The sequence below is a fragment of the Glycomyces halotolerans genome, assembly GCF_054779575.1.
Map to the genome: position 1 here is coordinate 91,323 of NZ_BAAGXZ010000011.1, position 26,421 is coordinate 117,743.

Here is a 26,421-nt window from a genome sequence, read left to right on the forward strand (position 1 = left end):
CGCCCGAAACTTTCGGCGAAAAACCGATCGAATGAGTCTCATACAAGGCTGTTTCACTGCTTGGTAAGCGCTAGAACTCCCGCGTAATCAATGTTATGGTGTGCAAACCTGTATCGAAATCGATCAGAAAAGTTTCAGAAACTATCGGCCTGACAGCCCCCCAGGTAGCTAGTATCGGGCCGTTGATGTGGAGTGGCATGGACACCGACACCCCCGCAGAGGCCGCCGAGCGCGCCGCTGGACTCGTCAAGCGAATGACGCTTGCGGAGAAGTGCGCGCAATTGGGCAGCCTCTGGCGCGACTCGACCGCCGACGCCGGGGACCTGGCTCCCCACCAGAGCGAGCAGACCGGCGGACTCGACGAGCGCGAAGCGATGGCCCACGGCCTCGGCCAGCTCACCCGGCCGTTCGGCTCGGGCCCGGTCGACGCCGCCGAAGGCGCCGCCCGCCTCGCCGCGGTGCAACGGCAGATCCGGGACAACAGCCGCTTCGGCATCGCCGCCCTCGTCCACGAGGAATGCCTCACCGGATTCATGGCCCACGGCGCCACCATCTTCCCCACCTCACTGGCCTGGGGCGCCACCTTCGACCCCGATCTGATCCACGCCGTCGCCAAGCAGGTCGGCGCCTCCATGCGCTCCGTCGGCGTCCACCAAGGACTCGCCCCCGTCCTCGACGTCGTCGCCGACTCCCGCTGGGGCCGCACCGAAGAGACCATCGGCGAAGACCCGTACCTGATCGGCGAAGTCGCCACCGCCTACGTCACCGGCCTGCAGGAGGCCGGCGTCGTGGCCACTCTCAAGCACTTCGCCGGATACTCCGCCTCGCACGCGGCCCGCAACTTCGGACCGGTCTACCTCGGATCCCGGCAGCTCGCCGAGACCTACCTGACGCCCTTCGAGATGGCCGTGCGCATCGGCCGGGCCGGCTCGGTCATGCAGTCCTACGCCGCCAACGACGGCGTCCCGGCCGCCGCCGATCGCCACCTGCTCACCGAGACCCTGCGCGAGGAGTGGGGCTTCGAAGGCACCGTCGTCAGCGACTACTTCGGCGTCAACTTCCTCAACTCGCTGCACCACCTCGCCGCCGACCGCAGCGAGGCCGGCGTCCTCGCGCTGGCCGCCGGCGTCGACGTCGAGCTGCCCAACACCGACTGCTACGGCGAGCCGCTCAAACAGGCCGTCGAGTCCGGCAGGATCGAAGAGGACGTCATCGACCGCGCCGCCGAGCGGGTCCTGACCCAGAAGATCCGGCTCGGCCTGCTCGAGGAGATCCCCGAGCCGCCGGCCGAAGTGGACCTGAACCCGGCCGAGGCCCGCGAACTGGCCGCCGAGTGCGCCCGCCGCTCGATCGTGCTGCTGTCGAACAACGGCATCCTCCCGCTCGCCTCCCCGCGGCGCGTCGCCCTGGTCGGCCCGGTCGCCGACGACAAGGCCGTCATGCTCGGCTGCTACGCCTTCCCGAACCACCACGGCCGCAACGACGCCGAATCCGAAGACCCCGACGACAAGTACCCGCACGTCGACATGGGCGTCGAGATCGCCACGCTCGCCGAGCGCCTCGCCGCCGACCTGGCCGGCGCCGAGCTCGAGCACGTGGCGGGCGGTTCGGTCCTCGAGGCCACCGACGTCGACATCGAGGCCGCCGTGTCGGCGGCCCAGCGCTCCGAGCTGGCGATCGTGGCCGTCGGCGACCGCTCCGGCCTGTTCGGGCGCGGTACCTCCGGCGAAGGCTGCGACGCGGCCTCGCACGCGCTCCCGGGCCGCCAGGGCGAACTGCTCGACGCGGTCATCGCCACCGGCACCCCGACGGTGGCCGTGGTCATCTCCGGCCGCCCGTACGCCCTCGGCGCGGCCGCCGACCGGGCCGCGGCGGTCGTCCAGGCGTTCCTGCCCGGCCAGGAAGGCGCCGGGGCCATCTCGCAGGTCCTCACCGGCGCCGCCGAGCCCGAAGGCCGGCTGCCGATCGGCGTGCCCGCTCGGGCCGACTCCCCGCCGGCCACCTACCTGGCCCCCGAGCTCGCTCGCAAGAGCGAAGTGTCCACCGTAGACCCGACGCCGCGCTTCTCCTTCGGCCACGGACTGTCGTACACCCGGTTCGAATGGGGCGAGCCGCGGCTGCTGTCCGGCGCCGAGGTCGCGCCCGACGGGACCGTCGATGTCGCCGTCGAGGTGCGCAACGCCGGCGACCGCGCGGGCGTCGAGGTCGTCCAGCTCTACCTCCACGACCCGGTCGCCTCGACCGTGCGTCCGGTCCAGCGCCTGGTCGGCTTCGCCAAGCTGCGTCTGGCCGCGGGCGAGTCCGCCGAGGCGCACTTCGCGATGCCGGTCGACATGGCCGCGCTCGTCGGGGTCGACGGCGGGTGGGTCGTCGAGGCCGGAACCCTGGACCTGCACTTGGCCCGTTCCGCCGAGGACATCGTGGGCACCGTGTCGGTCGAGGTCGCCGAATCTCGTCGTCTGGAACCGGGGACACGGCGTTTGGAGACCGCGGCCACAGTCCGCTAGTATTCACAAAACGGCAAGAAAACGCTTACAACTCGCCCATTCAGAGGAGCCCCACCGTGTCCTCCACCTACCGTCTCGCCATTGTCGGCACCGGTGGCATTGGCAATCTGCACGCCGAGAACCTGCGTGCGCACCTCGACGGACGCATCGAGATAGTCGCCGCGGTCGACCCGGCCGCCGACCGGCTCGAGGCGTTCCAGGCCCGCTTCGGCATCGAGCGCGGCTACGCCACCCTCGAGGACCTCCTGGCCTCCGAAAAGCTGGACCTGGTCGACCTGTGCACCCCGCCAGGCGCCCACGCCGCCGGCGCCGTCGCGGCCCTCGAAGCCGGCGTCGGCGTCGTCTGCGAGAAGCCCCCGGCGCTGAGTCTGGCCGAGCACGACAGGATCGCCGCCGCCGCGGCCGTCTCCGCCGGCGACTTCGCGGTGATCTCCCAGCACCGCTTCGGCTCGGCGGCCGAGCGGGTGCGCAACATGATGGCCTCGGGCGTCCTCGGTTCCCTGGCCGTCGGCAAATGCGACACCCTCTGGTACCGCCCCGAGGAGTACTTCGCCGTCGACTGGCGCGGCCGCTGGGAGACCGAAGGCGGCGGACCCACCATGGGCCACGGCATCCACCAGATCGACACTCTGCTGTCGATCGTCGGACCCTGGTCCGAGGTCGTCGCCACCGCCCACCGCCATCGCCGCATCACCAACACCGAGGACGTCTCCCACGCGATCGTCACCCTCGAGAGCGGCGCCAGCGTCGCGATCACGAACTCGCTGCTCAGCCCCCGCGAGACCTCGCAGCTCCGGCTCGACTTCGACTGCGCCACGGTCGAACTCGACCACCTCTACGGCTACGGCGACGACAACTGGACGATCACCCCGCTCGACGCCCACGCCGAAGAGGTCGGCCGGGCCTGGGCCGGCGAGCCGCGCGGCCGCGGATCCGGCCACGGCGCCCAGTTCGCCGCCATCGCCGACGCCCTCGACAAGGGCATCGCGCCGCCGGTCGCCGTCGACGACGCCCGCCGGACCCTCGAACTCGTCACCGCGATCTACGCCTCGGCTTTCACCGGCAGGCCGGTGCGGGCCGGCGAGATCGATCCGACCTCCCCCTACTATCAGCGCATGGACGGGTCGGGAACTCCCTGGCCGGACCGCAAGTGACGATCCCCGAGACCCTCACGAAGGAACTGGAGTAACACCGATGACGCTGCAGCTCGAGCAGATCGAGGACAAGGCACTGTCGATCACCAGTGGAGACCTGGAACTGCTCCACTACGTATACCGTCCCGACAACGCGCAGTTCGAGTCCCCGCGACCCTACTTCGAACCGCTCCGCGACCTCGCCGGCCACCAGGTCAGCCTCTACCGGCCGCACGACCACGTCTGGCACAAGGGCATCGCCCTCTCGCTGCCGAACTGCGGCCCGGAGAACTTCTGGGGCGGGGCCACCTTCCGCCGCGGCAAGGGCTACGTCGACGAGCAGAACGACGGCTCGATGCTCCACAAGGAATTCAGCACACTGGAGACCGACGGCGAGACCGTCCGCGCCGCCGAAGACCTCGACTGGGTCACCCAGGACGGACGCCACTTCTTCAGCGAGAAGCGCGCCTTCGCCGTCACCGTCCCCGCCGAGGACACCTGGGTCCTGTCGTTCTCCACCGCCTTCACCAACGACACCGACCAGGTCGTCGTCATGGGCAGCCCCACCACCGAAGGCCGCGAGAACGCCGGCTACGGCGGATTCTTCTGGCGCGGTCCCCGCTCCTTCACCGGCGGCGAGGTCTACGCGCCCGACGCCGTCGGCGGCGACGACCTCATGGGCAAACGCGGCGACTGGCTGGCCTTCCACGGCAAGCACGACTCCATCGACGCCGAGTCCACCCTGGTCTTCACCGACCACCCCGACAACCCCGGCGCGCCGGTCAAGTGGTTCGTCCGCACGACCCCGTTCGCCGCGGTCTGCCCCGCCCCGTTCTTCGACACCGAACTGCCGATGGAACCGGGCCAGACCGTGACGCTCCGCCACGCCGTCGCAGTCCGCACCGGCGACACCGGACCCGACGGAGCGGCCAAGGTCGCCGAGATCGCCGCCGCCGAACTCGCCCGCCTGGGCTGAACGTGAGCGGCTTCCCCGGCGGCACCGCCGTCTCCCTCGTCACCGTCTACGACTGGCCCGCACTCGACGGCCAGGCCGGAGGATCCCCGCACCTCCACACCGCCTCGACCGAAGGCTACGTGGTCACGCGGGGATCGGGAGCGGTCGAGACCCTGTCCGGCGACGGCTACCGGCGCCACGAGCTCGAACGCGGCAAGGTCCTGTGGTTCACCCCCGGGACCGTGCACCGGCTCATCAACGGCTCCGGGGACCTCGAGCTCGCCGTCGTCATGCAGAACGCCGGCATCCCCGAGGCCGGCGACGCCGTGCTCGTCTACCCGCCCGAGACGCTCGGCGACCCCGAGGCTTACGCCACCGTCACCGGCGCGCCCGGCGCCCCGGGACTGTCCGAGGACGAACGCGCACGAGCCGCCCGCGAGCGCCGCGACCTCGCCGTCGAAGGCTACTTGGCGCTGCGCGAACGCGTCGAGGCACAAGGCGCGAAAGCCATGGAACCACTCTGGACGGCCGCCGCGGCGCTCGTCCAGAACCGCGTCGACACCTGGCGCGGCCTCTGGACGGCCGGGCCCAAAGCCCAAGCCGACACCACCGGCCGCCACCTCGAGGCGCTCGCCGCGGCCGACGCGGCCCACCTGTGCGACGCGCACGTCACCGACGCCGGCGCCCCGGCTCACCGCTGGGGCATGTGCGGTCGGCTCGAGGCCTGGGACTTGCGTCCGCGGGAATGACCGCGGCAGGACGTGCGCACCTTCGGTGTCCGGCGGCGACTACCATCGTCGCAGGACACCGAAGGAGCGCAGTTGGCCGATTACAGCCCAGCCGAGACCGGCGTCATGATCGACGCCGAGACCACTGTCGACCGCGACGACGCCATCTGGATCGAACCGCACGGCGACGGATACGACGTCTGGGTCCACATCGCCCGCGTCGCCGACCACGTCCCAGCGGGAGGCGCCGCCGACACCGAGGCCCGGCGACGCGTCCACACCCGCTACCGCCCCGACCACGTCCGCCGCATGCTCCCGCAGCCGGTCGAGGCCCTGGCCTCCCTCGAGGCCGACCACGCCAAGGACACCTTCGCCGTCCACCTCCGCGTCGACGCCGACGGACACGTCCAGTCCGCCGAACTCGGGCCCGGACGTCTCACGCGCTCCTGGGCCCTGACCCACGGCGAGGCCGCCACCGCCGCCGCCGACCCCGATCACCCGCTCCACCGCCCCATGTCGCTGGCACTGCGCTTCGCCCAGACGATGCTGGCCGCCCGCCGCGCCTCGGGCGCGCTGGCCTTCTACGACCTGCTCAGCGGTTTCGCCACCAACGAGGAGGGCCAGCTCGTCCGCCTCGACACCTCTGAACGCAACTCCGGGTACATCATCGTGCAGGAGTTCATGATCGCCGCGAACGCGCAGATCGCGGCCTGGGCGGTCGAGCAGGACCTCCCGATCCTGTTCCGCAACCACCGCATGGCCGCCGTCGCAGGCGACCCCGCCGAACTGCGCGACGAGCTCGACGCGGTGGCCGCCTCAGGGGACGCCTCCGCGTTCGAGATGCTGCGCAGCCGCACCCGCATGGTCTCGCGCCCGGCGACCTACGGGCCCACCGTCCACGGCCACAACGGCCTCCGGCTGCCGGTCTACACCCACGCCACCAGCCCGATCCGCCGCTACCCGGACCTGGTCACACAGCGGATCCTGCTGGCCGCGGCCGCCGGTGAAGCGAGCCCGTACTCCGTCGAGCAGCTCGACGAGGTCGCCTCGGAGGTCAACGATCGCATCGCCGAGGAGCGCGAGCGGACCGCCCAGCACTTCCGGCGGCGCGCCAAGGCCGCCGCCGAACGCCGCCTCGACGAGGCCGACTTCGAGTCGCTGCCGTACGGCCAGTTCGCCAAGGTCCTGCGCGTCGCGGTCGAACGCGGCGAAGCGCCCGACGGCCTCATCGGGGACACCGAACGACGCCTGGGGACCGGGGAGCTCCAACTGCGCGAGTTCGCCTCTGTCTACTTCGACGGCGGGGCCGCGGAGTTCGCCGACCTGCGCGCGAAGCTGAACCACCGCCTGGCCAAGGAGCCGCACCTCGCGGTGTCCCTCATCAACAAGTACCTCCAGGACCAGCTCGGCGGCCCCATCGGGCCGGGCGACATGGTCTGGGAGGTCGAGCCGGTCCTCGGCAACCGGATCGCCTCCTTCAGAGCCCGCCTGGAGATCAACTTCAACGGCGAGCGGCGCCGCTCGGGCGTCCGCACCCAGCGCACCAAGAAAGACGCCCGAAACCAAGCCGCGCTCTCCCTGGCCGCGCAGCTCGCCGGCCTGCCAGACCCCTCCGACGACGTCGACCCGCGCGGCATCGAGCCGGGCCCCCAGCGGGCCCCGGCCCTGGTCCCCGCGGACCTCAACCCGGTCGAGGCCGTCCAGATCTACCTCGCCCGCGGCGTGATCGACGGCCTGTACTGGCGCTTCAGCCACGAAGGTCCCGCACACGACCGGGTGTTCACCTGCGAGGCCGGAGCCACGATGGGCAGCAGCGGCGTCGCCGTCGACGCCGAAGGCAAGGGCGCGAGCAAACAGGCCTCGAAGAACGCCGCCGCCGAGATTCTGCGCGTCCACGTCGAGGCCGCGATCCGGCTCATGCGCGAGGCCGCGGACTGACGAACCGTGCCCGCTGTGCGCCACCTGTACGCCGACGACGCTTCGCAAATGCGTTCTGCCCGCTGAGGCAGAATGGGGACGTGCATATTCTCGACGATTTCGCCTGGCGCGGCCTCATCCAAGAATCGACCGACCTCGAAGCTCTGCGCGAGCACCTCGACTCGGGGCCGGTGACGTTCTATGTCGGGTTCGACCCCACCGCGGTGAGCCTCCACGTCGGGCACTTGATGCAGGTGCTGACCGCCCGCCGCCTCCAGCGGGCCGGACTGCGGCCGCTGCTGCTCGTCGGGGGCGCGACCGGCCAGATCGGCGACCCGAAGGAAGCCGGAGAGCGCACGCTCAAACCGCCGGAGGTCGTCGCCGGATGGGTCGAGAAGATCCGCGACCAGTTGGCCCCGTTCGTCACCTACGACGGCGAGAACGCCGCGATCGCGGTGAACAACCTCGACTGGACCAGCGAGTTGAGCGTGGTCGACTTCCTGCGCGATGTCGGCAAGCACTTCCCGGTCTCGAAGATGCTCGCCCGCGAGGTCGTCAAGGCACGTCTGGAATCGGGGATCTCCTTCACCGAGTTCGCCTACCAGCTGCTCCAGTCGCACGACTTCTTCGAACTCAACCGGCGCCACGGCTGCACCCTCCAGTTCGGAGGATCGGACCAGTGGGGCAACATCACCGCCGGGGTCGACTACATCCGCCGCCGCGCGGGCAGGCACGTCCACGCCCTCGCGACCCCGCTGGTCACCAAGGCGGACGGCACCAAGTTCGGCAAGACCGAAAGCGGAGCGGTGTGGCTGGACGCCGAGCTGACCAGCCCGTACGCCTTCTACCAGTTCTGGATCAACGCCGCCGACGACTCCGTGGTGCGCTACCTGAAGTACTTCTCGTTCAAGTCTCACGAGGAGATCGAGGAGCTCGAGCGGGCGACCGAGGAGAAACCGGCCGCCAGGCTCGCCCAGCGAGCGCTGGCCGAGGAGCTGACTTCGCTGCTGCACGGCGAGGAGGAGACCGCGCACGTCATCGCCGCCTCCCAGGCGCTGTTCGGGCGCGGCGAACTGGGGGCGCTGCCGGAGAGGACGCTGCGCGCGGCCCTGGTCGAGGCCGGAATGGCCGCGATCGACAAGCCCGAGGTCACCGTCGCCGAGGCGATGAAGGAGTCGGGAGTGGTGGCGAGCCTCGGCGAGGCCCGCCGGGCGGCGAAGGAGGGCGGGGCGTACGTCAACAACGTGCGGGTATCCGATCCGAACGCCGTCCTCGACCGCGCTGACCTGCTCCACGGCCGCTACGCGGTGATCCGGCGCGGAAAGAAGACCGTCGCCGGAGTCGAGGTCGGTTCCTGAGGCATACACTTGGCTGGTTTTGTCGCGGTGAACGAAATAGGGGGAGGACGACGTGGCTGATTACGGCCGCGCCCGCAAGGGCGGAGACGACCGACGAGGCGGCCGAGGCGGCTACGGGCGGCGCGAAGGCGGAGAGCCCGGGCGTCGCGACGACCGGGGCGGGTACCGCGGCCGTGACGACCGTCCTCGCCGTTTCGACGATGACCGCCGCGGCGACCAGGGCCGCGACGAGCGGCCTCGCCGCTACGAAGGCCGGGACGACCGGGGTCCGCGCCGCGACGACGACCGGGGCGGCCGTGGGGGCGGCTACCGAGGCGACCGTCCCCGCCGCGAATCCGACCGCCGCGAGGGCGGCGACCGGCGTCGCGAGTGGGAGGACCGCCGGCCGCGCCGGGACGACGATCGAGGCGGCCATCGCGGCGACCGCGGCGACCGAGGACCTCGGCGCTCCGACGACGACCGGCCCCGCCGGTACGAGAACCGGGGCCGCGACGACCGCCGAGGCGGCTACGGCGACCGGGGCGGCCGAGGCGAGGGCCGCGGCCGCACCCACGACCGCGGCGGACGCGGCGGCTACCAGGGCGGCGACCGCCCCCGCCGAGACCGCGACGACCGGTCTCGCCGCTACGAAGGCCGGGACGACCGGGGCGGCCGTGGAGGCGGCTACCGTGGCGATCGCCCGCGTCGCGACGACCGCGCTCCACGCCGTGACGACCGCGGCGGCCGCAGGGACTTCGATCGCCGCGACGACCGCCGCTCCGAGGACCGGTACGGCCGCGACGGCAGGCCCCGCCGCGGCAAGGACGCGCTCCGCCCCGTCGAGGAGCGCGAGGCCGGCCACGAGGGACCGATCCGCCTCGGCGAGTCCGATCGCGCCCCGGACCTGCCCGAAGGTCTCGAGTACGGCTTCGACCAGCTCGACAAGGAGACCAAGGCCGGCCTGCGCAGCCTCAACAAGCAGCTCGCCGAAGCCGTCGGCAACCGGCTCATCGCCACCGCCGCGCTCCTCGCCGAGGACGACATCGAAGGCGCGCTCGAGCAGGCCCGCTACGCCCGCCGCAAGGCCTCCCGCGTCGCCATCGTCCGCGAGGTCACCGGCGTGGCCGCGTACGGCGCCGGCGAATGGCAGCTGGCCATGAACGAGCTCCGCGCCGCCCAGCGCCTCGGCGGCACGCGCGACCACGTCGCCATGATCGCCGACTGCGAGCGCGCCACCGGCCACCCCGAGCGCGCCATCGACCTCTACCGCGAGTTCGGCGAGGACAAGAGCATCGACCCGGAGGTCCGGGTCGAACTGCTGATCGTGGCCTCCGGCGCCCGCCGCGACATGGGCATGGGCGAGGCCGCCACGGCGATGCTGAAGGTCGGCGCGCTCAACTCCCCGAAGACCGAACCGTGGGTCTCCCGGCTGCGCTACGCCTACGCCGAGAACCTGCTGGCCGACGGCCGCGAGGACGAGGCCAGGGAATGGCTGTCCAGGGCCGTCGCGGCCGACGAGGCCGGGGAGAGCGGCGCCGCAGAGCGCCTCCTCGAGCTCGAAGGCGTCGACTTCGACGAATTCGAGGACGAGACCGACGAGGACTTCGACGACGACCTCGCCGAGGACGACGAGGCCGGCGACGACGAAGCGACGCCGGACGACGCAGCGACCCCCACCGTGAAGGACGCCGATGACGAGACTGACCGCCGCGACTGAACCGCTCGCCGCAGAGTACGACCTCGCCCTGCTCGACCTCGACGGCGTCGTGTACCTGCTGCAGCAGCCGATTCCCGAAGCCGCGCCCACCGTCGGCGCGCTCCCGGGCCTCGACTGCCGGCCGGTGTTCGTCACCAACAACGCCTCACGCAGTCCCGAGACCGTCGCCGACGTGCTGCGCGGCATGGACGTTCCGGCGCGGGCCGACGAGGTCCTCACCTCGGCGCAGGTCGTCGCCGCGAGCATTCGCGACCGCATCGGCGCCGGCGGCGTCGTGCTCGCGACCGGATCCCCGGCGTTGAGCGCGGCGGTCGAGGCCGCCGGGCTGGCACTGACCGATGAGCCGCGCGAGGCGCAGGCCGTCGCCTTCGGGTACACGCCGGACACCACCTGGCGCGACCTGGCCGCGGTCACCATCGCCGCCCGCGAAGGCGCCTTCTGGGCCGTGGCCAATCTCGACGCCACGCTGCCGACCCCGGACGGCCCGCTCCCGGGCATGGGCGCACTGGCCGGAGCGGTCGCCGCGGCCCTCGGTCGCGGCCCGGACCTGGTGGCCGGCAAGCCCGAGCAGCCGATCTTCCAGGCCGCGCTCAGCCGCCTGCCGGGAGGCCGCGCCATCATGGTCGGCGACCGCCCCGACTCCGACATCGAGGGCGCGCGCCGGGCCGGCATCGATTCGCTGCTGGTCTTCACCGGGGTGGTCGCGCCGCGCGACGCGCTGTGGCTGATCCCGGAACGCCGACCGGACTACCTGGGCTGGAGCATCGCCGCGCTCACCGAGACCCACCCCGAGCCGGTCTGGGACCGCGCGGCCGACCGCGTCGAATGCGGCGGCTGGACCGCCGTGATCGAAGACGGGCGGCTGGAACTCGGCGGTGAGGGCGCCGACCTGGACGGCTGGCGGGCGCTGTGCGAGCTGGCCTGGGACGCGATGGACTCGGGCCGGTGCGAGCCGGGGGCTTCGCCGCTGCCGGTGGGCGCCGCGGCCGACAAACTGCTGGTGTGAACGCCAAAGCCCGGACCGCCTCGACGGTCCGGGCTCGCAGGACTTCGGCTGCTAGTCGACCTTGAGGGCCTTGCGGAGCTTGGCGAGGTCCTTGACGCTCGCCTTCACCTTGATCTTGCCGGTCAGGAACGCCTTGGCCGGCTTCAGCTCCTTCTTGGCGAGCTTCAGCAGGTCGTCCGAGGCGACCGAGACGCGCACCTCGGCGTCCTCGTTGTCGCCGTCCATCAGGTCGGTCAGCTTGCCGCCGGCCAGCCGCGCGTTGAAAGAGGTGTCGAGATCGGTGATCTCGCAGACCAGCGTGCGTTCGAATTCCTCAAGCCCCTCGAAGTCACCGGACTTCTTGGCGACCTTGCCCGCCAGCTTCTCAAGTACGTTGCGGCATTCGTCGACAGTGGCCATACTTCCGTCCTCCCAGTGAGTTGCGATTTGAGCGCGAAGGGCTCGACTGGGCAGAAGAGTACAACGTGGCCCGAAAGCCTTTGCGTCCGACCATGGGTCAACGACCCCGTCACGGTCCGCGATGTCGAAACGGCCGCCAAGGCGGGCATTGTGGACGGGCCTGGCGGCCCGTCCCGCGACGCCGCTAGAGCACCCCTCGGAGCTTCATCATGTCCATCATGTTGGCCTTGAGCTTGACCCGCCCGGCGGTGAAGGCCTTCATGAAGTCCAACTCCCCGTCCACGAGCTTGACCAGGTCGTCCGAGGAGACGATCATGCGGATGTCCGCGTCGGGATCGTCCCCGTCGGTGATGTCCACGAGCTTGCCCCCGTCGAACCTCCCGTGAAAGGACGTCCCGAGGTCGGTGATGTCGCACGCGAGCGAGCGCTGGAACCCGGTCAGCTTGCGTACGGACTTCGGGTTCGCGGCGAGATTGGCGGCGAACTGCTCCAAAGCGGTCCGGCATTCGTCGACGGTGGCCATGGTGCCCTCCTGTTCGAATCGAGCGAGGACGCGGCGATGCGCCCACCTGAAGGTTACCGGCCGGTAGAACGCGGTGGGCGCGACCCGCCGCGGGTACCTTGGCAGTACCGTTGAGAAAGGCGGGGCCGCGCCTCCACGGCCGCCGCGCCGCACCGCCGAGCAGGAAGGAGCAGGGCCGATGCAAGACACCGCCCGCGCCTACTTCGACACCGTCTTCAGCCTGGCCGGCGACTCCGGCCGGCGCGCCCGCGACTTCGCCGACAAGGTCCGCGACGACCTCCGCGACGGCGCCGGACGATTCCGGTCCGACCTGCGAACGGGCACCGAGCAGTTCCGCGACCAAAGCTCGCGCACCCTCAGCGACATCGGCCGCCTGGTCCGCGCCGAAGTCGACGCCGGACTCACCAGGCTCGGCCTCGCCACCCAAGCCGACTTCGACGACCTCAACCTCCGCCTCGAGCACACCGAGGAAGAGGTCCGCGAGCTGCGCATGCGCCTGGCCGAGGCGACCGCCGCGCCGCCGACCCGCGGCCCCGAAACCGCCGACGGACCGACCGACGAAGAGCAGGCATGAGCGACACGCCCACACCCGGAACCTTCGCCCGGCGCCTCCAGCCGACCACCGACACCGAAGAGGTCGAAGCCGAGGTCGAGACCGCGCTCGGCCAACTCGAGGCGCTGCCGGACCTGGCCGTCACCGACCACGTCGCCGTCTTCGAGGGCGTCCAACTGCGCCTGTCCGAGATCCTCAGCAACGTCGACGACGTCTGAGACAGAAGAACCCCGGGCCGCCGAATGCCAGCGCGCAACCGCCTCGACGTCGAACTCGTCCGCCGCAAGATCGCCCGCTCCCGCGAGCACGCCCGCGAGTTGATCGCCGCCGGCCGCGTCCACCTCCGCGGCATCCCGGCCTCCAAAGCCGCCACCGGCGTCACCGGAGGCGACTCCATCCGGCTCGTCGGCGAGACCGACGACTACGTCTCCCGCGGCGCCCACAAACTCATCGGCGCCCTCGACGCCTTCGACGTCGACCCCTCCGGGCTGCGCTGCCTCGACGCCGGAGCCTCCACCGGCGGCTTCACCGACGTCCTGCTGCGCCGCGGCGCAGCCGAAGTCCTCGCCGTCGACGTCGGATACGGCCAACTGGCCTGGAAACTCCAGACCGACGAGCGCGTGAAGGTCCACGACCGCACCAACGTCCGCCACCTCGACCCCGACCGCCTCGGCGGGCGCGTCGACCTGACCGTCGGCGACCTGTCGTTCATCTCACTCGGACTCGTGCTGCCCGCGCTGGCGGCCTGCACCGATCCGAGCGGCACGATGCTGCCGATGGTCAAGCCGCAGTTCGAAGTCGGCAAGGGGCAGGTGGGCGCCGGCGGCGTCGTCGCCGACCCCGTCAGGCGCGCCGAGGCGGTCTGGAAGGTCGTGGGGGCGGCCCGTGAGCTTGGGTGGGGGACCACAGGCGTGGTGCCGAGCCCGCTGCCCGGCCCGAAGGGGAATGTAGAGTTCTTCTGCCGCATGCGTTACGGCGCGGACACGTTGGACCGCGACGCGGTCTTCGCGGCCGTGGCGCCAGATAGGGAAGGCGGATGAGCCCAGTGCAGCAGAAGCCGAGCCGGGTCCTGGTCGTCACGCACCCGCTGCGCGAAGACGTCGCGGAGCTTGCCGAGAAGGTCTCCCTCGCTCTGCGGGAGGCCGGCGTCGCCTCGCGCGTGGTGTCGGGGGAGGTCTCGCGGCTCGGCCGGGCCGAGGCGATCATGGTCGGCGACGGGGAGGCCGCCGCGGCGGACCTGGTCCTCGCGCTCGGCGGCGACGGCACCGTCCTGCGGTCGGCGCGGCTGGCCGCCGAGGCCGATGTGCCGCTGCTGGGCGTCAACTTCGGCCGGGTCGGCTTCCTCGCCGAAGCCGAGACCGGCGAGCTCGACACGGTCGTCTCCCGCCTCCTGGAGGGCGACTACGCCGTCGAGGAGCGCACCACCATCACCGTGGAGTCCACCGACGCCGACGGCTCCACCACCTCCTCGTGGGCGTTCAACGACATCGCCGTGGAGAAGGCCGAACCGGCCCGGATGCTGGAGGTCTTCGTCGAGATCGACGGCTCCCGCATCGCCCGCTACGGCTGCGACGGGATCCTGTGCGCCACGCCGACCGGCTCGACCGCGCACGCCCTGTCGTCCGGCGGTCCGGTCGTGTGGCCCGATGTGGACGCCCTGCTGGTCGTCCCCATGAACGCGCACGCGCTGTTCGCCAAGCCGATGGTGATCCATTCGTCCTCCCAGATCCGCATCGGCGTCGAATCGGCCGGCACGGCCGGATCATTGATCACCGACGGCAAGCCCGTCGCCGAGCTCACCGCCGGGTCCACCGTCACCATCCGGCGGTCGGAGCGCCCGGTCAAACTCGTGCGCATGTCCGAGCGGTCCTTCTCCTCCCGCCTGGTCACCAAACTCTCGTTGCCGGTCGACGGCTGGCGCCACGGCCGGATTTAGGAGTAACGAAGCGCCGCTTGCGGTCCGGAACGAGTTGCGGTCCGCGTGCCGGAGACACGGGCCTCCCGGCCGCATCTCACCCCACGCTTGTCGGGACGACCCGATAGGCTCGGGAGCGTGTTGGACGAGCTTCGCATCCAGAACCTGGGCGTGATCGCTGACGCCACGCTTCCGCTTGCACCCGGCCTCACCTGCATCACCGGCGAGACCGGCGCTGGGAAGACCATGGTCGTCGCCGGTCTCGGCCTGCTCTTCGGCGGCAGGGCCTCCCGGGCCCCCATCGGGAGGGAGAAGGCCCTTGTGGAGGGCCGCTTCCTGGTGTCCGACGGCGCCCACGAACTGCGCGAGCGCGCCGTGGAGGCCGGCGCCGACCTCGACGACGGGGAGCTGCTGCTCTCGCGCACCGTCTCCTCCGAAGGCCGCTCCAAAGCCTGGGTCGGCGGCCGCGCCGCGCCGGTCGGCGTCCTGTCCGAACTGGGCGAACTGGCGATCTCGGTCCACGGCCAGTCCGATCAGATGCGGCTGCTCCAGCCGGCCGAGCAGCGGGCCGCGCTCGACCGCTTCGCCGGAGCCGACCACGCCAAGATCCTCGACGACTACCGATCCGTCTTCCGCGAGCTCGGCGAATGCGCCGCCGAGCTGTCGCGGCTGCGCACCAGCGCCCGCGACATGGCCCGCGAGGCCGACATGCTCCGCCTCGGCCTCGAGGAGATCACCGCCGTCGACCCGCAGGAGGGCGAGGACGCCGAACTGGCCGCCGAGGCCCGCCGACTGGAGAACTCCGAGACCCTGCGGCAGGCCGCCACGGCCGCGCACACCGCGCTGACCGGCGACCCGACCACCGGCGACGGGGGAGCGGTCGACACCGTCGGATCGGCCAACCGCGCCCTCGAGCACGACGCCGCCGCCGACGCCAAGATCGGCGAGTTCGCCGATCGACTCGGCGAGGCCGCCGCGCTGCTGTCCGAGGCCGCCGTCGACCTGTCGCGCTACCTCGAGGAGCTCGACGCCGACCCGTCGCGCCTGGAGGAGATCTACCAGCGCCAGGCGGCCCTGAAGTCCCTGTACCGCAAGTACGCCGAGGACCTGCCCGGGGTCCTGGCCTGGGCCGAGAACGCCCGCAAGCGGCTGAGCGAGCTCGACGTCTCCGACGAGCGCGTCACCGAACTCGAGTCGCGCCACGCCGATCTCCAGGCACGCGCCGCGGAACTGGCCTCCCAGCTGCGCGCCTCGCGCAAGAGCGCCGCCGAGCGCTTCTCCGAGGCCGTCTCGGCCGAACTCAAGGGCCTGGCCATGCCGCACGCCGAAGTCACCGCCGCCGTCGAGCCGCGCCCGGCCGGGCGCGGGGGAGTTGACCTGGCGGTCGACACGGCCGTGTCCGGGGCCACCGAGGACGGCGCCGACGACGTGGAGCTGCAGCTGCGACCCCACCCGGGCGCCCTCCCGGCCGCGCTGCACAAAGGCGCCTCCGGCGGCGAGCTGTCGCGCGTGATGCTGGCGATCGAAGTGGTCTTCGCCGGCATCGGCGGGCCTCCCGTACTGGTGTTCGACGAGGTCGACGCCGGTGTCGGCGGCCGCGCGGCCGTGGAGATCGGTCGCTGCCTGGCCAAGCTCGCCCGCCGCTACCAGGTGCTCGTGGTCACCCACCTGCCGCAGGTCGCGGCGTTCGCCGACCGGCACCTGGTCGTCAGCAAGGACACCAGCGGGTCGGTCACCGTCTCGGGCGTCCGCGTCGTCGACGACGCCGAGCGGGCACGTGAGCTTGCTCGCATGCTCGCCGGCATGCCCGACTCCCACCTGGGGGTGGCCCACGCCGAAGAACTGCTGGCAGAGGCCGCCAAAATGAAGTCGTAGCCTCACCTCCGCCGGAGCGGCGCGCCGCTGCCTCGCACCGGCGGTCGAATGGCATGATGATGCACGATGCGTGTACCTAGCTTGCGTTTGCCCGGCCGTAACCCGGAGGACGACTCCGGGAACGGCCGGCTGGTCGGGACCGTTCGTCTCGACCGCCGGACGAAACGGCTCTCCGGCCGTCTCGAACCCGGCGACATCGCCGTGATCGACCACGTCGACCTCGACCGCGTCGCCGCCGACGCCCTCGTGGCCACCGGCGTGGCCGCCGTGGTCAACGCCGCCAAGTCGATCTCGGGCCGCTACCCGAACCTCGGACCGGAGGTCCTGGTCGAATCCGGCATCGTCCTCATCGACGGCGTCGGCGACGAGATCTTCGACCGGGTCCGCGAAGGCAAGACCGTCGGCGTCGAGGGCAACAAGGTCTTCCTCGGCGGCGAGGAGATCGCCGAAGGCATCCTGCAGTCCGAGGAGTCGGTCGCCGCCGACATGGAGGCCGCCCGCGAAGGGCTGTCGGTCCAGCTCGAGGCCTTCGCGGCCAACACCATGGAATACCTCAAACGCGAGCGCGACCTGCTGCTCGACGGCGTCGGCGTTCCCGACGTCGCGACCGACTTCAACGGCCGCCACGCCCTGGTCGTCATCCGCGGGTACAACTACAAGGAGGACATCGACGTCCTGCGGCCCTACATCCGCGAGTTCAAGCCCGTCCTGGTCGGCGTCGACGGCGGCGCCGATGCGCTCCTGGAGGCCGGCTACACGCCCGACATGATCGTCGGCGACATGGACTCGGTCTCCGACGACGCGCTGCGCTGCGGCGCCGAGATCGTCGTCCACGCCTACGCCGACGGGCGCGCCCCCGGCATGGAGCGCATGGAGAAGCTCGGCGTCCCCGCCATCCCGTTCCCGGCCGCGGCCACCTCCGAGGACATCGCCATGCTCCTGGCCGACGAGAAGGGCGCCTCGCTCATCTGCGCGGTCGGCACCCACGTCACCATGGTCGAGTTCCTCGACAAGGGCCGCGGCGGCATGGCCTCGACCTTCCTGACCCGCCTGCGCGTCGGCGGCAAACTCGTCGACGCCAAAGGCGTCTCGCGCCTCTACCGCCAGGACATGTCCGTGTCCGCCCTGCTCCTGCTCATCGTGTCGGCGCTCGCCGCCATGGCCACCGCCATCGCCATCTCCACCGTCGGCCGCTCCTTCGTCGACGTCATCGCCGACTGGTGGGACGGGCTGCTCTTCCAGATTCAAAGGCTCTTCTCGTGATCAACTTCCGCTACCATCTCGTCAGCCTCACCGCGGTGTTCCTCGCCCTCACCGTCGGGCTCATCCTCGGGACCGCCGCCCTCAACGGCCCCGCCATCGACGCGCTCGAGGCGACCAGCCAGAACCTCCGCGACAACAACGAAGCGCTCCGCGCCGAGATCACGGAGCTGGAGGAAGAGCTCAACGACGACCAGTCCTTCGCCTCCGCGATCGCCCCCTCCCACCTCGACGGCAAGCTCACCGAGCGGAGCATCCTCATCGTCGCCCTGCCCGGCGTCGACTCGGCCGTGGTCGACAGCGTCGAGCAGATGCTCGGCTACGCCGACGCGAACATCACCGGGCGCATCACCGTCCTCGACGACTTCCTCGACCCGGCCAACAGCGACCAGCTCGCCGACCTCGTTGACGGCGTCACGCCCGACACCATCGAAGCGCCGGTCACCTACGACGGCGTCGCCGCCATGAGCGCCGTCCTCGCCGCCGTCACCACCGGCAGCTTCGAGGGCCAGCCGGTCGAGACCGACGCCGGCGACATCACCCGCGTCACCACCGGACTCGAAGACCTCGGCATGCTCACCGTCGAGACCGAGCCCACCGGCGTGGCCGACGGCGTCGTCCTCGTCGGCACGAGCGCCGCCGCCGACTCCGAATCCGAGGCCCGCAACGCCGGAGTCGTCACCATCGCCGGCGCCTTCGCCGTCGACGACCCGTCGGTGTACGCCACCACCTCCTCGGTCGGCGACGGCAACCCGATCGCGACGCTGCGCTCGGAGGAAACCGAGGTCACCATCGCCACGGTCGACAACGCCAACTCCCCGCAGGGCCAGATCGCCGCCGTGATCGCCCTCACCGAACTGATGAACGACGGCACCGTCCACCACCTCGGCACCGGGGAGGGCGCTGAAGGCCTGCTGCCCGAGGCGGCCTAGGATTCCGCCCATGAGCCAGCTTTCCCGCGCAGCCGGCCGGGCGTTCCTCGGCGGCTTGGCCGCCGGCGGCACGCTCGCCGCCATCAGCGCCGTCCGCCGGTCCAAATGGTCCACCGACCTCGAACGGGTCAACCACAAGGGCGACACCGTGAGCCTGGCCGAAGGCCCCGGTGTCACCGTCGGCGCCACCGTCGCCGCCGTCGCGGGAGCGAACTCACCGGCCTACGCCGCCGCCGCGGCCACCGCCGGACTGGCCGGAGGAGCGCTCGGGCTCTACGACGACTTGGCCGACGCCAAAGGGGAGAAGGCCAAAGGCTTCAAAGGACACCTCCGCGCCCTGACGAAGGGCCGCGTCTCCGCGGGGCTGGTCAAGATCCTCGGCATCGGCACCGCCGGCATCGCCTCCGCCGCCATGATCGACGCTGCCTCAGGCGAACAGCACCGGAGCCGAGCCTCCCGGCTGTGGAACATCGGCGTCGCCGGCGGCGTCGTCGCCGGGACCGCCAACCTCATCAACCTGTTCGACCTGCGCCCCGGCCGCGCCCTCAAAGTCGTCAGCCTGCTGTCCGCGCCGCTGTCGCGCCCGCCGAAGGACGGCGCCCGCCCCACCGCCGCCGGCGGCGCCGGCACCGCCGTGGCCGTCTCCTCGGCCGCCGCCGCGGCCATGGGAGAGGACCTCGACGGCAAGACCATGCTCGGCGACTGCGGCGCCAACGCGCTCGGCGCCCTCCTCGGCCTGTCCTACATCGCCCGCACCGGCCCGGTGGGCCGCCACGTGGCCCTCGCCGGACTCGTCGCCCTCATCGGCGCCAGCGAACGAGTCTCCTTCACCAAGGTCATCGCCGAAACGCCGGTGCTCCGCGAACTGGACGAACTGGGCCGGAACCAGGCGTGACCGACACCCGACGCGAAGTCGGTCGTGCCGCCACCCTGATCGGTGCGATCACCATAGGCTCCCGCCTGGCCGGGTTCGGCCGGATCCTGGTGTTCACCTGGGCGGTAGGGTACTTCTCCCTCGGCACCGCCTACCAGAGCGCCAACGCCATACCCAACCTCATCTTCGAACTCGTCGCCGGAGGGGCGCTTGCGGCCCTGGCCGTGCCGCTGCTGTCGGGCCCGCTCGCCCGCCACGACGCCGGCCAGGTCGACAGGATCGCCTCAGGGCTGCTCACCTGGGCGCTCACCGCGCTCGTCCCGATCGCCGCCGCCGCGGCCCTGTTCGCCCGGCCCCTGGTCGAACTGGTCCTCACCGACAACGTCTCCGCCGCCACAGTCGACGCCGGCGCCGAGATGCTCATCCTGTTCGCCCCGCAGCTGCCGCTGTACGGCATCGCCGTCGTCCTCACCGGCGTCCTCCAAGCGCACCGCCGCTTCGCCTGGCCGGCGATCGCGCCCCTGCTCTCCAGCATCACCATGATCGGCGTCTACATCGTCTACGCCGCCGTCTCCGGCGGCGAATCCGACGCCGCGGCGGTCACCCAGGGCGAACTGTGGCTGCTGGCCGGCGGCACCACGCTCGGCGTCGCCGTCCTCGCCGGATGCCTGTTCATCCCGCTCAGCCGCCTCGGACTGCGACTGCGCCCCACCTGGCGGTTCGACACCGAGATCTCCGGCAGCGTCAGGGCCCTCACCCTCGCCGGCGTCATCACGCTCGGCGCCCAGCAGCTGTGCCAGTTCGTACTGCTCCGGCTCGCCAACGACGCCGGCGACGGCCCGGCGGTCGTCTTCACCGTCGCCCAGACGTTCTTCCTCCTGCCCTGGGCCATCCTGGCCGTGCCCCTGGCGACCGCGGCCTTCCCGAACCTCTCCGAGACCCACGCGCTCGGCCAGACCCGCGCCTACCAGCGCGGCCTCGCCTCCACCGGCCGCGGCGTCCTCGTGCTCTCCGGACTCGGCGTCACCGCCCTCGCCGGCGTCGCCGACCCGATCGCCGGCGTCCTCGAGATCGTCCAGAACGACGCCCCCGACGGCCAGATCAGCGCCACTCTCGCCGGACTCGCCTTCGGCCTGTTCGGCTACTCCATGTTCGCCGTCTACTCCCGCGGCCTCTACGCGGTCGGACGCGCCTACGCCGCCGCCGCCGCGACCGCCGCCGGCTGGGCCGCCGCCGCCGTCAGCGCCGTCATCCTCTCGGCGGTCATCGACGTCGACAACCGCACCGTCGCCCTCGCGATCGCCTGGTCGATCGGCATGACCGTCATCGGCGTCGCCTTGACCGCCGTCGTCGCCGCACGCACCGGAGCGGCGAGCCTGGACGGCATGGGACGGGCGCTGGCCGCCACGCTCATCGCCACCGCCGCGGCCGTCGCCTCCGCCCGGGGCCTCATCGCCTGGTGGGGGCCCGTCGGCACCGTCTCGGGCGCACTCGCCGAGGGCCTCGCGGCCGGCGCCGTCGCCGCGCTGGTCTACGTTGGGTTGGCCGCACTGATCGACCGGCGCGACATACTGGGAGCCGTGCGACGCAAGACTGGCACAATACGACCGACCGAAGAACCGGAAGCAGAGAGCGGAGAAGACCAGTGAGCCACCGACGCATCGCACTGGTGCTGGGCCCCTCGACCGGAGGCATCGGCACCCACGTCGCCTCGCTGGCCGCCGGCCTGGTCGACCGCGGCGACGCCGTGCTCGTCGTCGGCCCGCCCGAGACCGAAGAGCGCTTCGGCTTCCGCGCCAGAGGCGCGCGCTTCGCCCCCGCCCCGATCACCGCCAAGCCGTCACCGGAACTCCCGGCCGCCTGGCTCGCCGCCCGCCGCGCCCTGCGCGGCGCCACCGGACGCGGCGTCGACCTCGTCCACGCCCACGGGCTCACCGCCGGCATCACCGCGCTGGCGGCCAAGCCGAGCGGCGCGTCGCTGGTCACCACCTGGCACAACCAGCTGATCACCTCCGGGGTCAAACGCAAACTCTCCGACCAGATCGAGAAGCGGCTCGCGCGCGGCGTCGACGTCGCCCTCGCCGCCTCCTCGGACCTGCACGAGCACCTCATGGCGCTCGGCGCCGCCGACGCCCGCCTCGCGCCCGTGGCCGCTCCGCCGCGCCGCCCCACCGGCGACTCCGCCGCCATCCGCGACGAGCTCGCCCTCGGCGACCGGCCGCTGATCCTCTCGGTCGGCCGCCTCCACCGCCAGAAGGACTACGACACCCTCATCGCCGCAGCACAGCGCTGGAGCGACCTGGTGCCGGCACCGGTGGTCGCCATCGCCGGCGACGGTCCCGAACGGCTCCGCCTCGAACAGCTCATCGACGCCGCCGGCGTCGACGTGCGCCTGCTCGGCCACCGCACCGACGTCGGCGACCTCCTCGCCGCGGCCGACCTCGCGGTCGTCACCAGCGAATGGGAGGCCCGCCAGCTGTTCGCCCAAGAGGCGCTCCAATCCGGAGTCCCATTGGTCGCCACCCGCACCGGCGGCATCCCCGGGCTCGTCGGCGACGCCGCGGTCCTGTTCGACGTCGGCGACGCCCGCGCCCTGGCATCGGCCGTCCGCGACCTCATCGCCGCACCGGCGCGCCTGAACGAACTCGCCGAAGCCGGACGCGCCAAGGCCGCCACCTGGCCCGACGAAGAGCAGATGGTCGACACCCTCGACGCGCTCTACCTCGAACTGACGGGAAGATAGTCCGCTCGTGCTTGAGACGTTCGCACTCGGACGCTTCGTCCGCCGCTTCCGCAGGTCCGTCGCCCGCCACCGCGCCACCATCGCCGCCTGGGCCGCCGTCGCACTCCTCGCCGTCATCGCCGCCTGGCACATCCTCCCCGAACCGGCCGGCGAACGCGTCCCCGACACCGTGTCCTCGGTCATCGTCGTCGGCGTCGGCGGCCTGACCTGGAGCGACATCGACGAAGAGACCACACCGAACCTCAGTGCGCTCGCCTCCGACGGGTCGGTCGCCGAACTCAACACCAACTCCGCCCGGAACTTCACCTGCACCCTCGACGGCTGGCTCACCCTCTCGGCCGGCGCGCCCGCCGTCAGCACCGCCTTCGGCGACGCCGCCGACTGCGGCCCGGTGCCCGAAGACCGCATCACCGCCGACGACACCGACGCCGCCGTCGACGACCTCACCCAGCTCGTCGAGCTCAACCGCGACCTCGACCAGGGCACCGAGGTCGGCACGCTCGCCGCCGGCACCTCGTGCGCCGCGGCCATCGGACCCGGCGCCGCCTACGCCACCGCCAACTCCGTCGGACGCGTCTCCGACTACTACTCGCTGATGCCCGGCGAAGAGCGACTGCCGGACGCCCTGACCGAATGCCCGCTCACCGTCGTCGACGGCGGCGTCCTGCCGACCGCCGAAGGCCCCCGGCAGGCCGCACTGGCCGTCCTCGACTCGATTGTCGGCCGCCTCGACCAGGCCCGCGGCCCCGACTCGGCGATCATCGTCACCGGCATCAGCCAGAACGCCGAACCCAACCGGCTGCTCGCCGCCATCGCGAACTTCGGCGGCGACGACGGACACAACCTCCTCGACCTGCCCTCCGAGCGGCCCGGCTACCTGCGGCTCACCGACCTGAGCGCCACCATCCTGACGCTCCTGGGCGCCCCGCTGCCGGAGACGGTCACCGGCGTCTCGGCCGGAGCCGCACACGACAACCTGTCCTTCGAGCAGCGGCAGGCGGTCTTCGACGACACCGACACCCGCCTCCTGGCCGCCGACACCGCCGCCCCGGCCACGCAGTGGCTCCAGGTACTGCTGTTCATCGCCCTCACCGTGGTGGCATGGCCCCTGCTGCACCTGCTGCGCCACGCCGGCCAACCCGGCGTCAAACCACCGCCGCTGTGGCTCATGCGCGCCAACATCGTCATCGCGCTCGTATGCGCCCTGTTCGTCGCCGCCGGGATCCTCGCCGACTTCTTCGGCTGGTGGAACGCCTCCCACCCCGGCATCGTCGGCCCGGCGACCGCGCTGGCCATCAGCCTCGTGTGCGCCGTCGCGGCGATCATCCTGCCGCGCCGGCACAGTCCCGCCGCCCTCATGATCACCGTCTCGGCCTTCGGCCTCATCGTCACCACGCTGGCCATGCTCATCCACGCCTCGGCTCCACTGGGGACGCTACTGGGCGACTACACCGTGGCCGACTCGGCCTCCGGCGAGCTCGGCCCGGTCGCGACCGGCATGTTCATCGCGTCCCTGTGGCTCTTGGCCGCCGCGGCGGCCTGGCCGCTGCCGCGCCGCTTCCAAGCCCCGGTCATGGCCGGCATCGGCTGCATCGGCGTGCTGGTCGTGTCGCTGAACTTCCTCGGCGACTCCGTCCCCGCCGCCGTCGCCCTCACGGTCGGCACCTGCCTGGCCGCCGCGCTCGCGACCGGCGGCTGGGTCACCTTCGCGCGACTGGCCTGGTCCGTCATCGCCGGCGCCGCGGTCCTGCTGGGGCTGTCCTGGGTCGACTACCAGCGCCCCAGGGCCGAGCGCGGCGCGCTCGGGGAGTTCCTCGCCGAGCTGATCGGCGAGACCACCGGCGTCATCGGGGCCGGCGTCGGGTCCAACATCGTCGCGGTGTTCACCTCGCCGCTGACCGTCCTGACCGTCCTCGCCGGGCTCTACTGCTGGCTGGTGCTGCTGCGGCCCGGCGGCGGCCTGCGCCGGGCCTTCGGCCTCTACCCGCCGCTGCGCGCGGCCTTCTCGGCCGCCGTGGTCGGCTCGTCGATCTCCGGGCTCCTGCTCGGCCGAGGCCTGATGAGTCTCGGCTCGGCCCTGGCGGTCATGGTGCCCTTGGCGGTCATCATGAGCCACCGCGTGCTCGCCCGCGCCCACGTCAAGGACGGCCAGTACTCGGCCATGATCGTCGACGCGCCGTCGTGGGTCGACGAGGCGAACAGCGCGCAAAGTGTTAGTGTGGAATCCCGTGGATGATGCGATCCACCGGCGGCCGGGCCACGACCTTGCCGCACGATCGAGACGATAACCACGGGAGTTCGCTTTGGCCAGCGCCGTCAATGGTCAGGTCCGTTCGACGAGACATCTCTTCGTAACCGGCGGGGTCACCTCCGCGCTCGGTAAGGGTCTGACCGCCTCCAGCCTCGGAAACCTGCTGACCGCGCGCGGGCTGTACGTGGTGATGCAGAAGATCGACCCGTACATCAACATCGACCCGGGCACGATGAACCCGTACGAGCACGGCGAGGTGTTCGTCACCGACGACGGCGGCGAGACCGATCTCGACATCGGCAACTACGAGCGCTTCCTCGACCGGAACCTCTCCAAGCACGCCAACGTCACCACCGGGCAGATCTACTCCGAGGTCATCGCCAAGGAGCGGCGAGGCGACTACCTGGGCGCCACCGTGCAGGTCATCCCGCACATCACCAATGAGATCAAGGCCCGCGTCGCGGCGATGGCCGACCCGGACCCGGAGACCGGCCGGGTGCCCGACGTCGTCATCACCGAAGTGGGCGGCACCGTCGGCGACATCGAGTCGCTCCCGTTCCTGGAGGCCATCCGCCAGTACCGGCACGACATCGGCCGCGACAACTGCTTCTTCCTCCACGTCTCCCTGGTGCCGTACCTGGCCGCCTCCTCGGAGATGAAGACCAAGCCGACCCAGCACTCGGTCGCGCAGCTGCGCAGCATCGGCATCCAGCCCGACGCGATCGTGTGCCGCTCCGACCGGCCCGTGCCCGACTCGCTCAAGCAGAAGATCGCCGGGTTCTGCGACGTCGACGACGCCGCGGTGGTCTCTGCCCCCGACTCGAAGTCGATCTACGAGATCCCCAAGACCCTCCACACCGAGGGCCTGGACGCCTATGTCGTCCGCAAGCTCGACCTGCCGTTCAAGGACGTCGACTGGACGGCTTGGGACGACCTGCTCGACCGGGTCCACAATCCGTCGTCGGCGATCGAGGTCGCGATCGTCGGCAAGTACGTCGAGCTGCCCGACGCCTACAAGTCGGTCGTCGAGGCGCTGAGCGCGGCGGGGTTCGCCCACCACGCGAAGGTCAACATCCGCTGGGTCGTGTCCGACACCTGCGGCACCGCCGAGTCCACCGCCAAGGCACTGTCGGGAGTCGACGCCGTGGTCATTCCCGGCGGCTTCGGCGAGAGGGGCGTGCAGGGCAAGCTCCAGGCGATCACCCACGCCCGCACCCGCCAGATCCCGACGCTCGGGCTGTGCCTCGGCCTGCAGTGCATGGCGATCGAGGGACTGCGTGAGATCGCCGGCCTGGTCGGGGCCGACTCCGAGGAGTTCGACGGCGACGCCGAGCACCCGGTGGTCTCCACCATGGCCGACCAGACCGACATCGTCGCCGGGCACGGCGACATGGGCGGCACCATGCGCCTGGGCGCCTACCCGGCCGAGCTCGCCGAAGGCTCCCTCGTGGCCGAGGCGTACGGGGCCACCGAGGTCTCCGAGCGCCATCGGCACCGCTACGAGATCAACAACGCCTACCGCGAGCAGCTCACCAAGGCCGGATTCGTGATCTCCGGTCTCTCGCCCGACGGGCGGCTGGTGGAGTTCATCGAGCTCGACCGGGAGCAGCACCCGTACTTCGTGGCCACGCAGGCCCACCCCGAGCTCAAGTCGCGGCCGACCCGGCCGCACCCGCTGTTCGCGGGACTGATCGAGGCCGCGCTCAAGCGCCAGGCCGCCGACCAGCTGGTGTAAGACCCGAGGACGGGAAGGGCCCGGCGGAGCGACGACGCTCCGCCGGGCCCTTCGCCGCAAT

At 71.6% G+C, this 26,421-nt stretch carries 22 protein-coding genes; 20 read left to right on the top strand and 2 right to left on the bottom strand.

Translation table 11 applies throughout. From position 1 onward, the window contains the following. The first annotated feature begins 197 nt into the window (after positions 1-197). From ACYVL2_RS11470 to ACYVL2_RS11505, 8 genes are all read left to right on the top strand, one after another. Complete coding sequence (locus ACYVL2_RS11470) at positions 198-2,507, top strand: beta-glucosidase family protein (RefSeq protein WP_460543325.1); 2,310 nt, start codon at positions 198-200, stop codon at positions 2,505-2,507. A 56-nt stretch (positions 2,508-2,563) separates the two neighbouring features. After that, a complete protein-coding gene (locus tag ACYVL2_RS11475; RefSeq protein WP_460543327.1) occupies positions 2,564-3,661 on the top strand; it encodes a Gfo/Idh/MocA family protein in 1,098 nt (365 codons plus the stop codon). A 40-nt stretch (positions 3,662-3,701) separates the two neighbouring features. Next, positions 3,702-4,616, top strand: a complete 915-nt coding sequence (locus ACYVL2_RS11480) for a DUF6807 domain-containing protein (protein ID WP_460543329.1) — start codon at positions 3,702-3,704, stop codon at positions 4,614-4,616. Between the two features lie 2 nt (positions 4,617-4,618). Then, a complete protein-coding gene (locus tag ACYVL2_RS11485) occupies positions 4,619-5,344 on the top strand; it encodes a cupin domain-containing protein (protein WP_460543331.1) in 726 nt (241 codons plus the stop codon). Between the two features lie 72 nt (positions 5,345-5,416). Further along, positions 5,417-7,261 (top strand): RNB domain-containing ribonuclease, encoded by a 1,845-nt coding sequence (locus ACYVL2_RS11490; protein WP_460543333.1) that lies wholly within the window; start codon positions 5,417-5,419, stop codon positions 7,259-7,261. A gap of 80 nt (positions 7,262-7,341) precedes the next feature. After that, positions 7,342-8,598, top strand: a complete 1,257-nt coding sequence (gene tyrS / locus ACYVL2_RS11495; protein WP_460543335.1) for a tyrosine--tRNA ligase — start codon at positions 7,342-7,344, stop codon at positions 8,596-8,598. Positions 8,599-8,650: 52 nt separating this feature from the next. After that, entirely contained in the window at positions 8,651-10,294 is a 1,644-nt protein-coding gene (locus ACYVL2_RS11500) for a tetratricopeptide repeat protein (RefSeq protein ID WP_460543337.1), read from the top strand. Beyond that, a complete protein-coding gene (locus ACYVL2_RS11505; RefSeq protein ID WP_460543339.1) occupies positions 10,269-11,300 on the top strand; it encodes an HAD-IA family hydrolase in 1,032 nt (343 codons plus the stop codon). The genes ACYVL2_RS11500 and ACYVL2_RS11505 overlap by 26 nt, the downstream gene beginning before the upstream one ends. 51 nt (positions 11,301-11,351) lie before the next feature. Here the strand turns inward: ACYVL2_RS11505 and ACYVL2_RS11510 are convergent, their stop codons facing one another. Further along, positions 11,352-11,699: an SCP2 sterol-binding domain-containing protein gene (locus tag ACYVL2_RS11510; RefSeq protein WP_460543341.1), complete on the bottom strand. Its 348-nt coding sequence runs from the start codon at positions 11,697-11,699 to the stop codon at positions 11,352-11,354. A 184-nt stretch (positions 11,700-11,883) separates the two neighbouring features. Then, complete coding sequence (locus ACYVL2_RS11515) at positions 11,884-12,222, bottom strand: SCP2 sterol-binding domain-containing protein (protein ID WP_460543343.1); 339 nt, start codon at positions 12,220-12,222, stop codon at positions 11,884-11,886. Between the two features lie 178 nt (positions 12,223-12,400). Here ACYVL2_RS11515 and ACYVL2_RS11520 point away from each other — a divergent pair, with 178 nt between their 5' ends. The 12 genes from ACYVL2_RS11520 to ACYVL2_RS11575 all read left to right on the top strand — a co-directional run bounded on the left by ACYVL2_RS11520 (position 12,401) and on the right by ACYVL2_RS11575 (position 26,360). Then, on the top strand, positions 12,401-12,796 hold the full coding sequence (locus ACYVL2_RS11520) for a phasin family protein (protein ID WP_460543345.1): 396 nt from the start codon (positions 12,401-12,403) through the stop codon (positions 12,794-12,796). After that, entirely contained in the window at positions 12,793-12,993 is a 201-nt protein-coding gene (locus ACYVL2_RS11525) for a hypothetical protein (protein ID WP_460543347.1), read from the top strand. Before ACYVL2_RS11520 ends, ACYVL2_RS11525 begins: the two co-directional genes overlap by 4 nt. Positions 12,994-13,017: 24 nt before the next feature. Then, positions 13,018-13,815: a TlyA family RNA methyltransferase gene (locus ACYVL2_RS11530; RefSeq protein WP_460543349.1), complete on the top strand. Its 798-nt coding sequence runs from the start codon at positions 13,018-13,020 to the stop codon at positions 13,813-13,815. Further along, complete coding sequence (locus ACYVL2_RS11535) at positions 13,812-14,711, top strand: diacylglycerol kinase catalytic domain-containing protein (RefSeq protein ID WP_460543351.1); 900 nt, start codon at positions 13,812-13,814, stop codon at positions 14,709-14,711. The genes ACYVL2_RS11530 and ACYVL2_RS11535 overlap by 4 nt, the downstream gene beginning before the upstream one ends. Before the next feature lie 117 nt (positions 14,712-14,828). Then, entirely contained in the window at positions 14,829-16,565 is a 1,737-nt protein-coding gene (gene recN, locus ACYVL2_RS11540) for a DNA repair protein RecN (protein ID WP_460543353.1), read from the top strand. An 81-nt stretch (positions 16,566-16,646) separates the two neighbouring features. Next, positions 16,647-17,828, top strand: coding sequence for a putative cytokinetic ring protein SteA (gene steA, locus ACYVL2_RS11545; RefSeq protein WP_460543400.1), 1,182 nt, complete (start codon positions 16,647-16,649; stop codon positions 17,826-17,828). Beyond that, positions 17,825-18,757, top strand: coding sequence for a copper transporter (locus tag ACYVL2_RS11550; RefSeq protein ID WP_460543355.1), 933 nt, complete (start codon positions 17,825-17,827; stop codon positions 18,755-18,757). Before steA ends, ACYVL2_RS11550 begins: the two co-directional genes overlap by 4 nt. 10 nt (positions 18,758-18,767) lie before the next feature. Beyond that, positions 18,768-19,652 carry a hypothetical protein gene (locus ACYVL2_RS11555; protein ID WP_460543357.1) on the top strand — a complete coding sequence of 295 codons (885 nt, stop codon included), beginning with the start codon at positions 18,768-18,770 and terminating at the stop codon, positions 19,650-19,652. Further along, on the top strand, positions 19,649-21,280 hold the full coding sequence (murJ, locus tag ACYVL2_RS11560; RefSeq protein ID WP_460543359.1) for a murein biosynthesis integral membrane protein MurJ: 1,632 nt from the start codon (positions 19,649-19,651) through the stop codon (positions 21,278-21,280). The genes ACYVL2_RS11555 and murJ overlap by 4 nt, the downstream gene beginning before the upstream one ends. Continuing rightward, complete coding sequence (locus ACYVL2_RS11565) at positions 21,277-22,374, top strand: glycosyltransferase family 4 protein (protein WP_460543361.1); 1,098 nt, start codon at positions 21,277-21,279, stop codon at positions 22,372-22,374. Before murJ ends, ACYVL2_RS11565 begins: the two co-directional genes overlap by 4 nt. Positions 22,375-22,381: 7 nt before the next feature. Then, on the top strand, positions 22,382-24,610 hold the full coding sequence (locus ACYVL2_RS11570) for a hypothetical protein (RefSeq protein WP_460543363.1): 2,229 nt from the start codon (positions 22,382-22,384) through the stop codon (positions 24,608-24,610). Positions 24,611-24,677: 67 nt separating this feature from the next. Then, complete coding sequence (locus ACYVL2_RS11575) at positions 24,678-26,360, top strand: CTP synthase (protein ID WP_460543365.1); 1,683 nt, start codon at positions 24,678-24,680, stop codon at positions 26,358-26,360. Positions 26,361-26,421 lie beyond the last annotated feature (61 nt).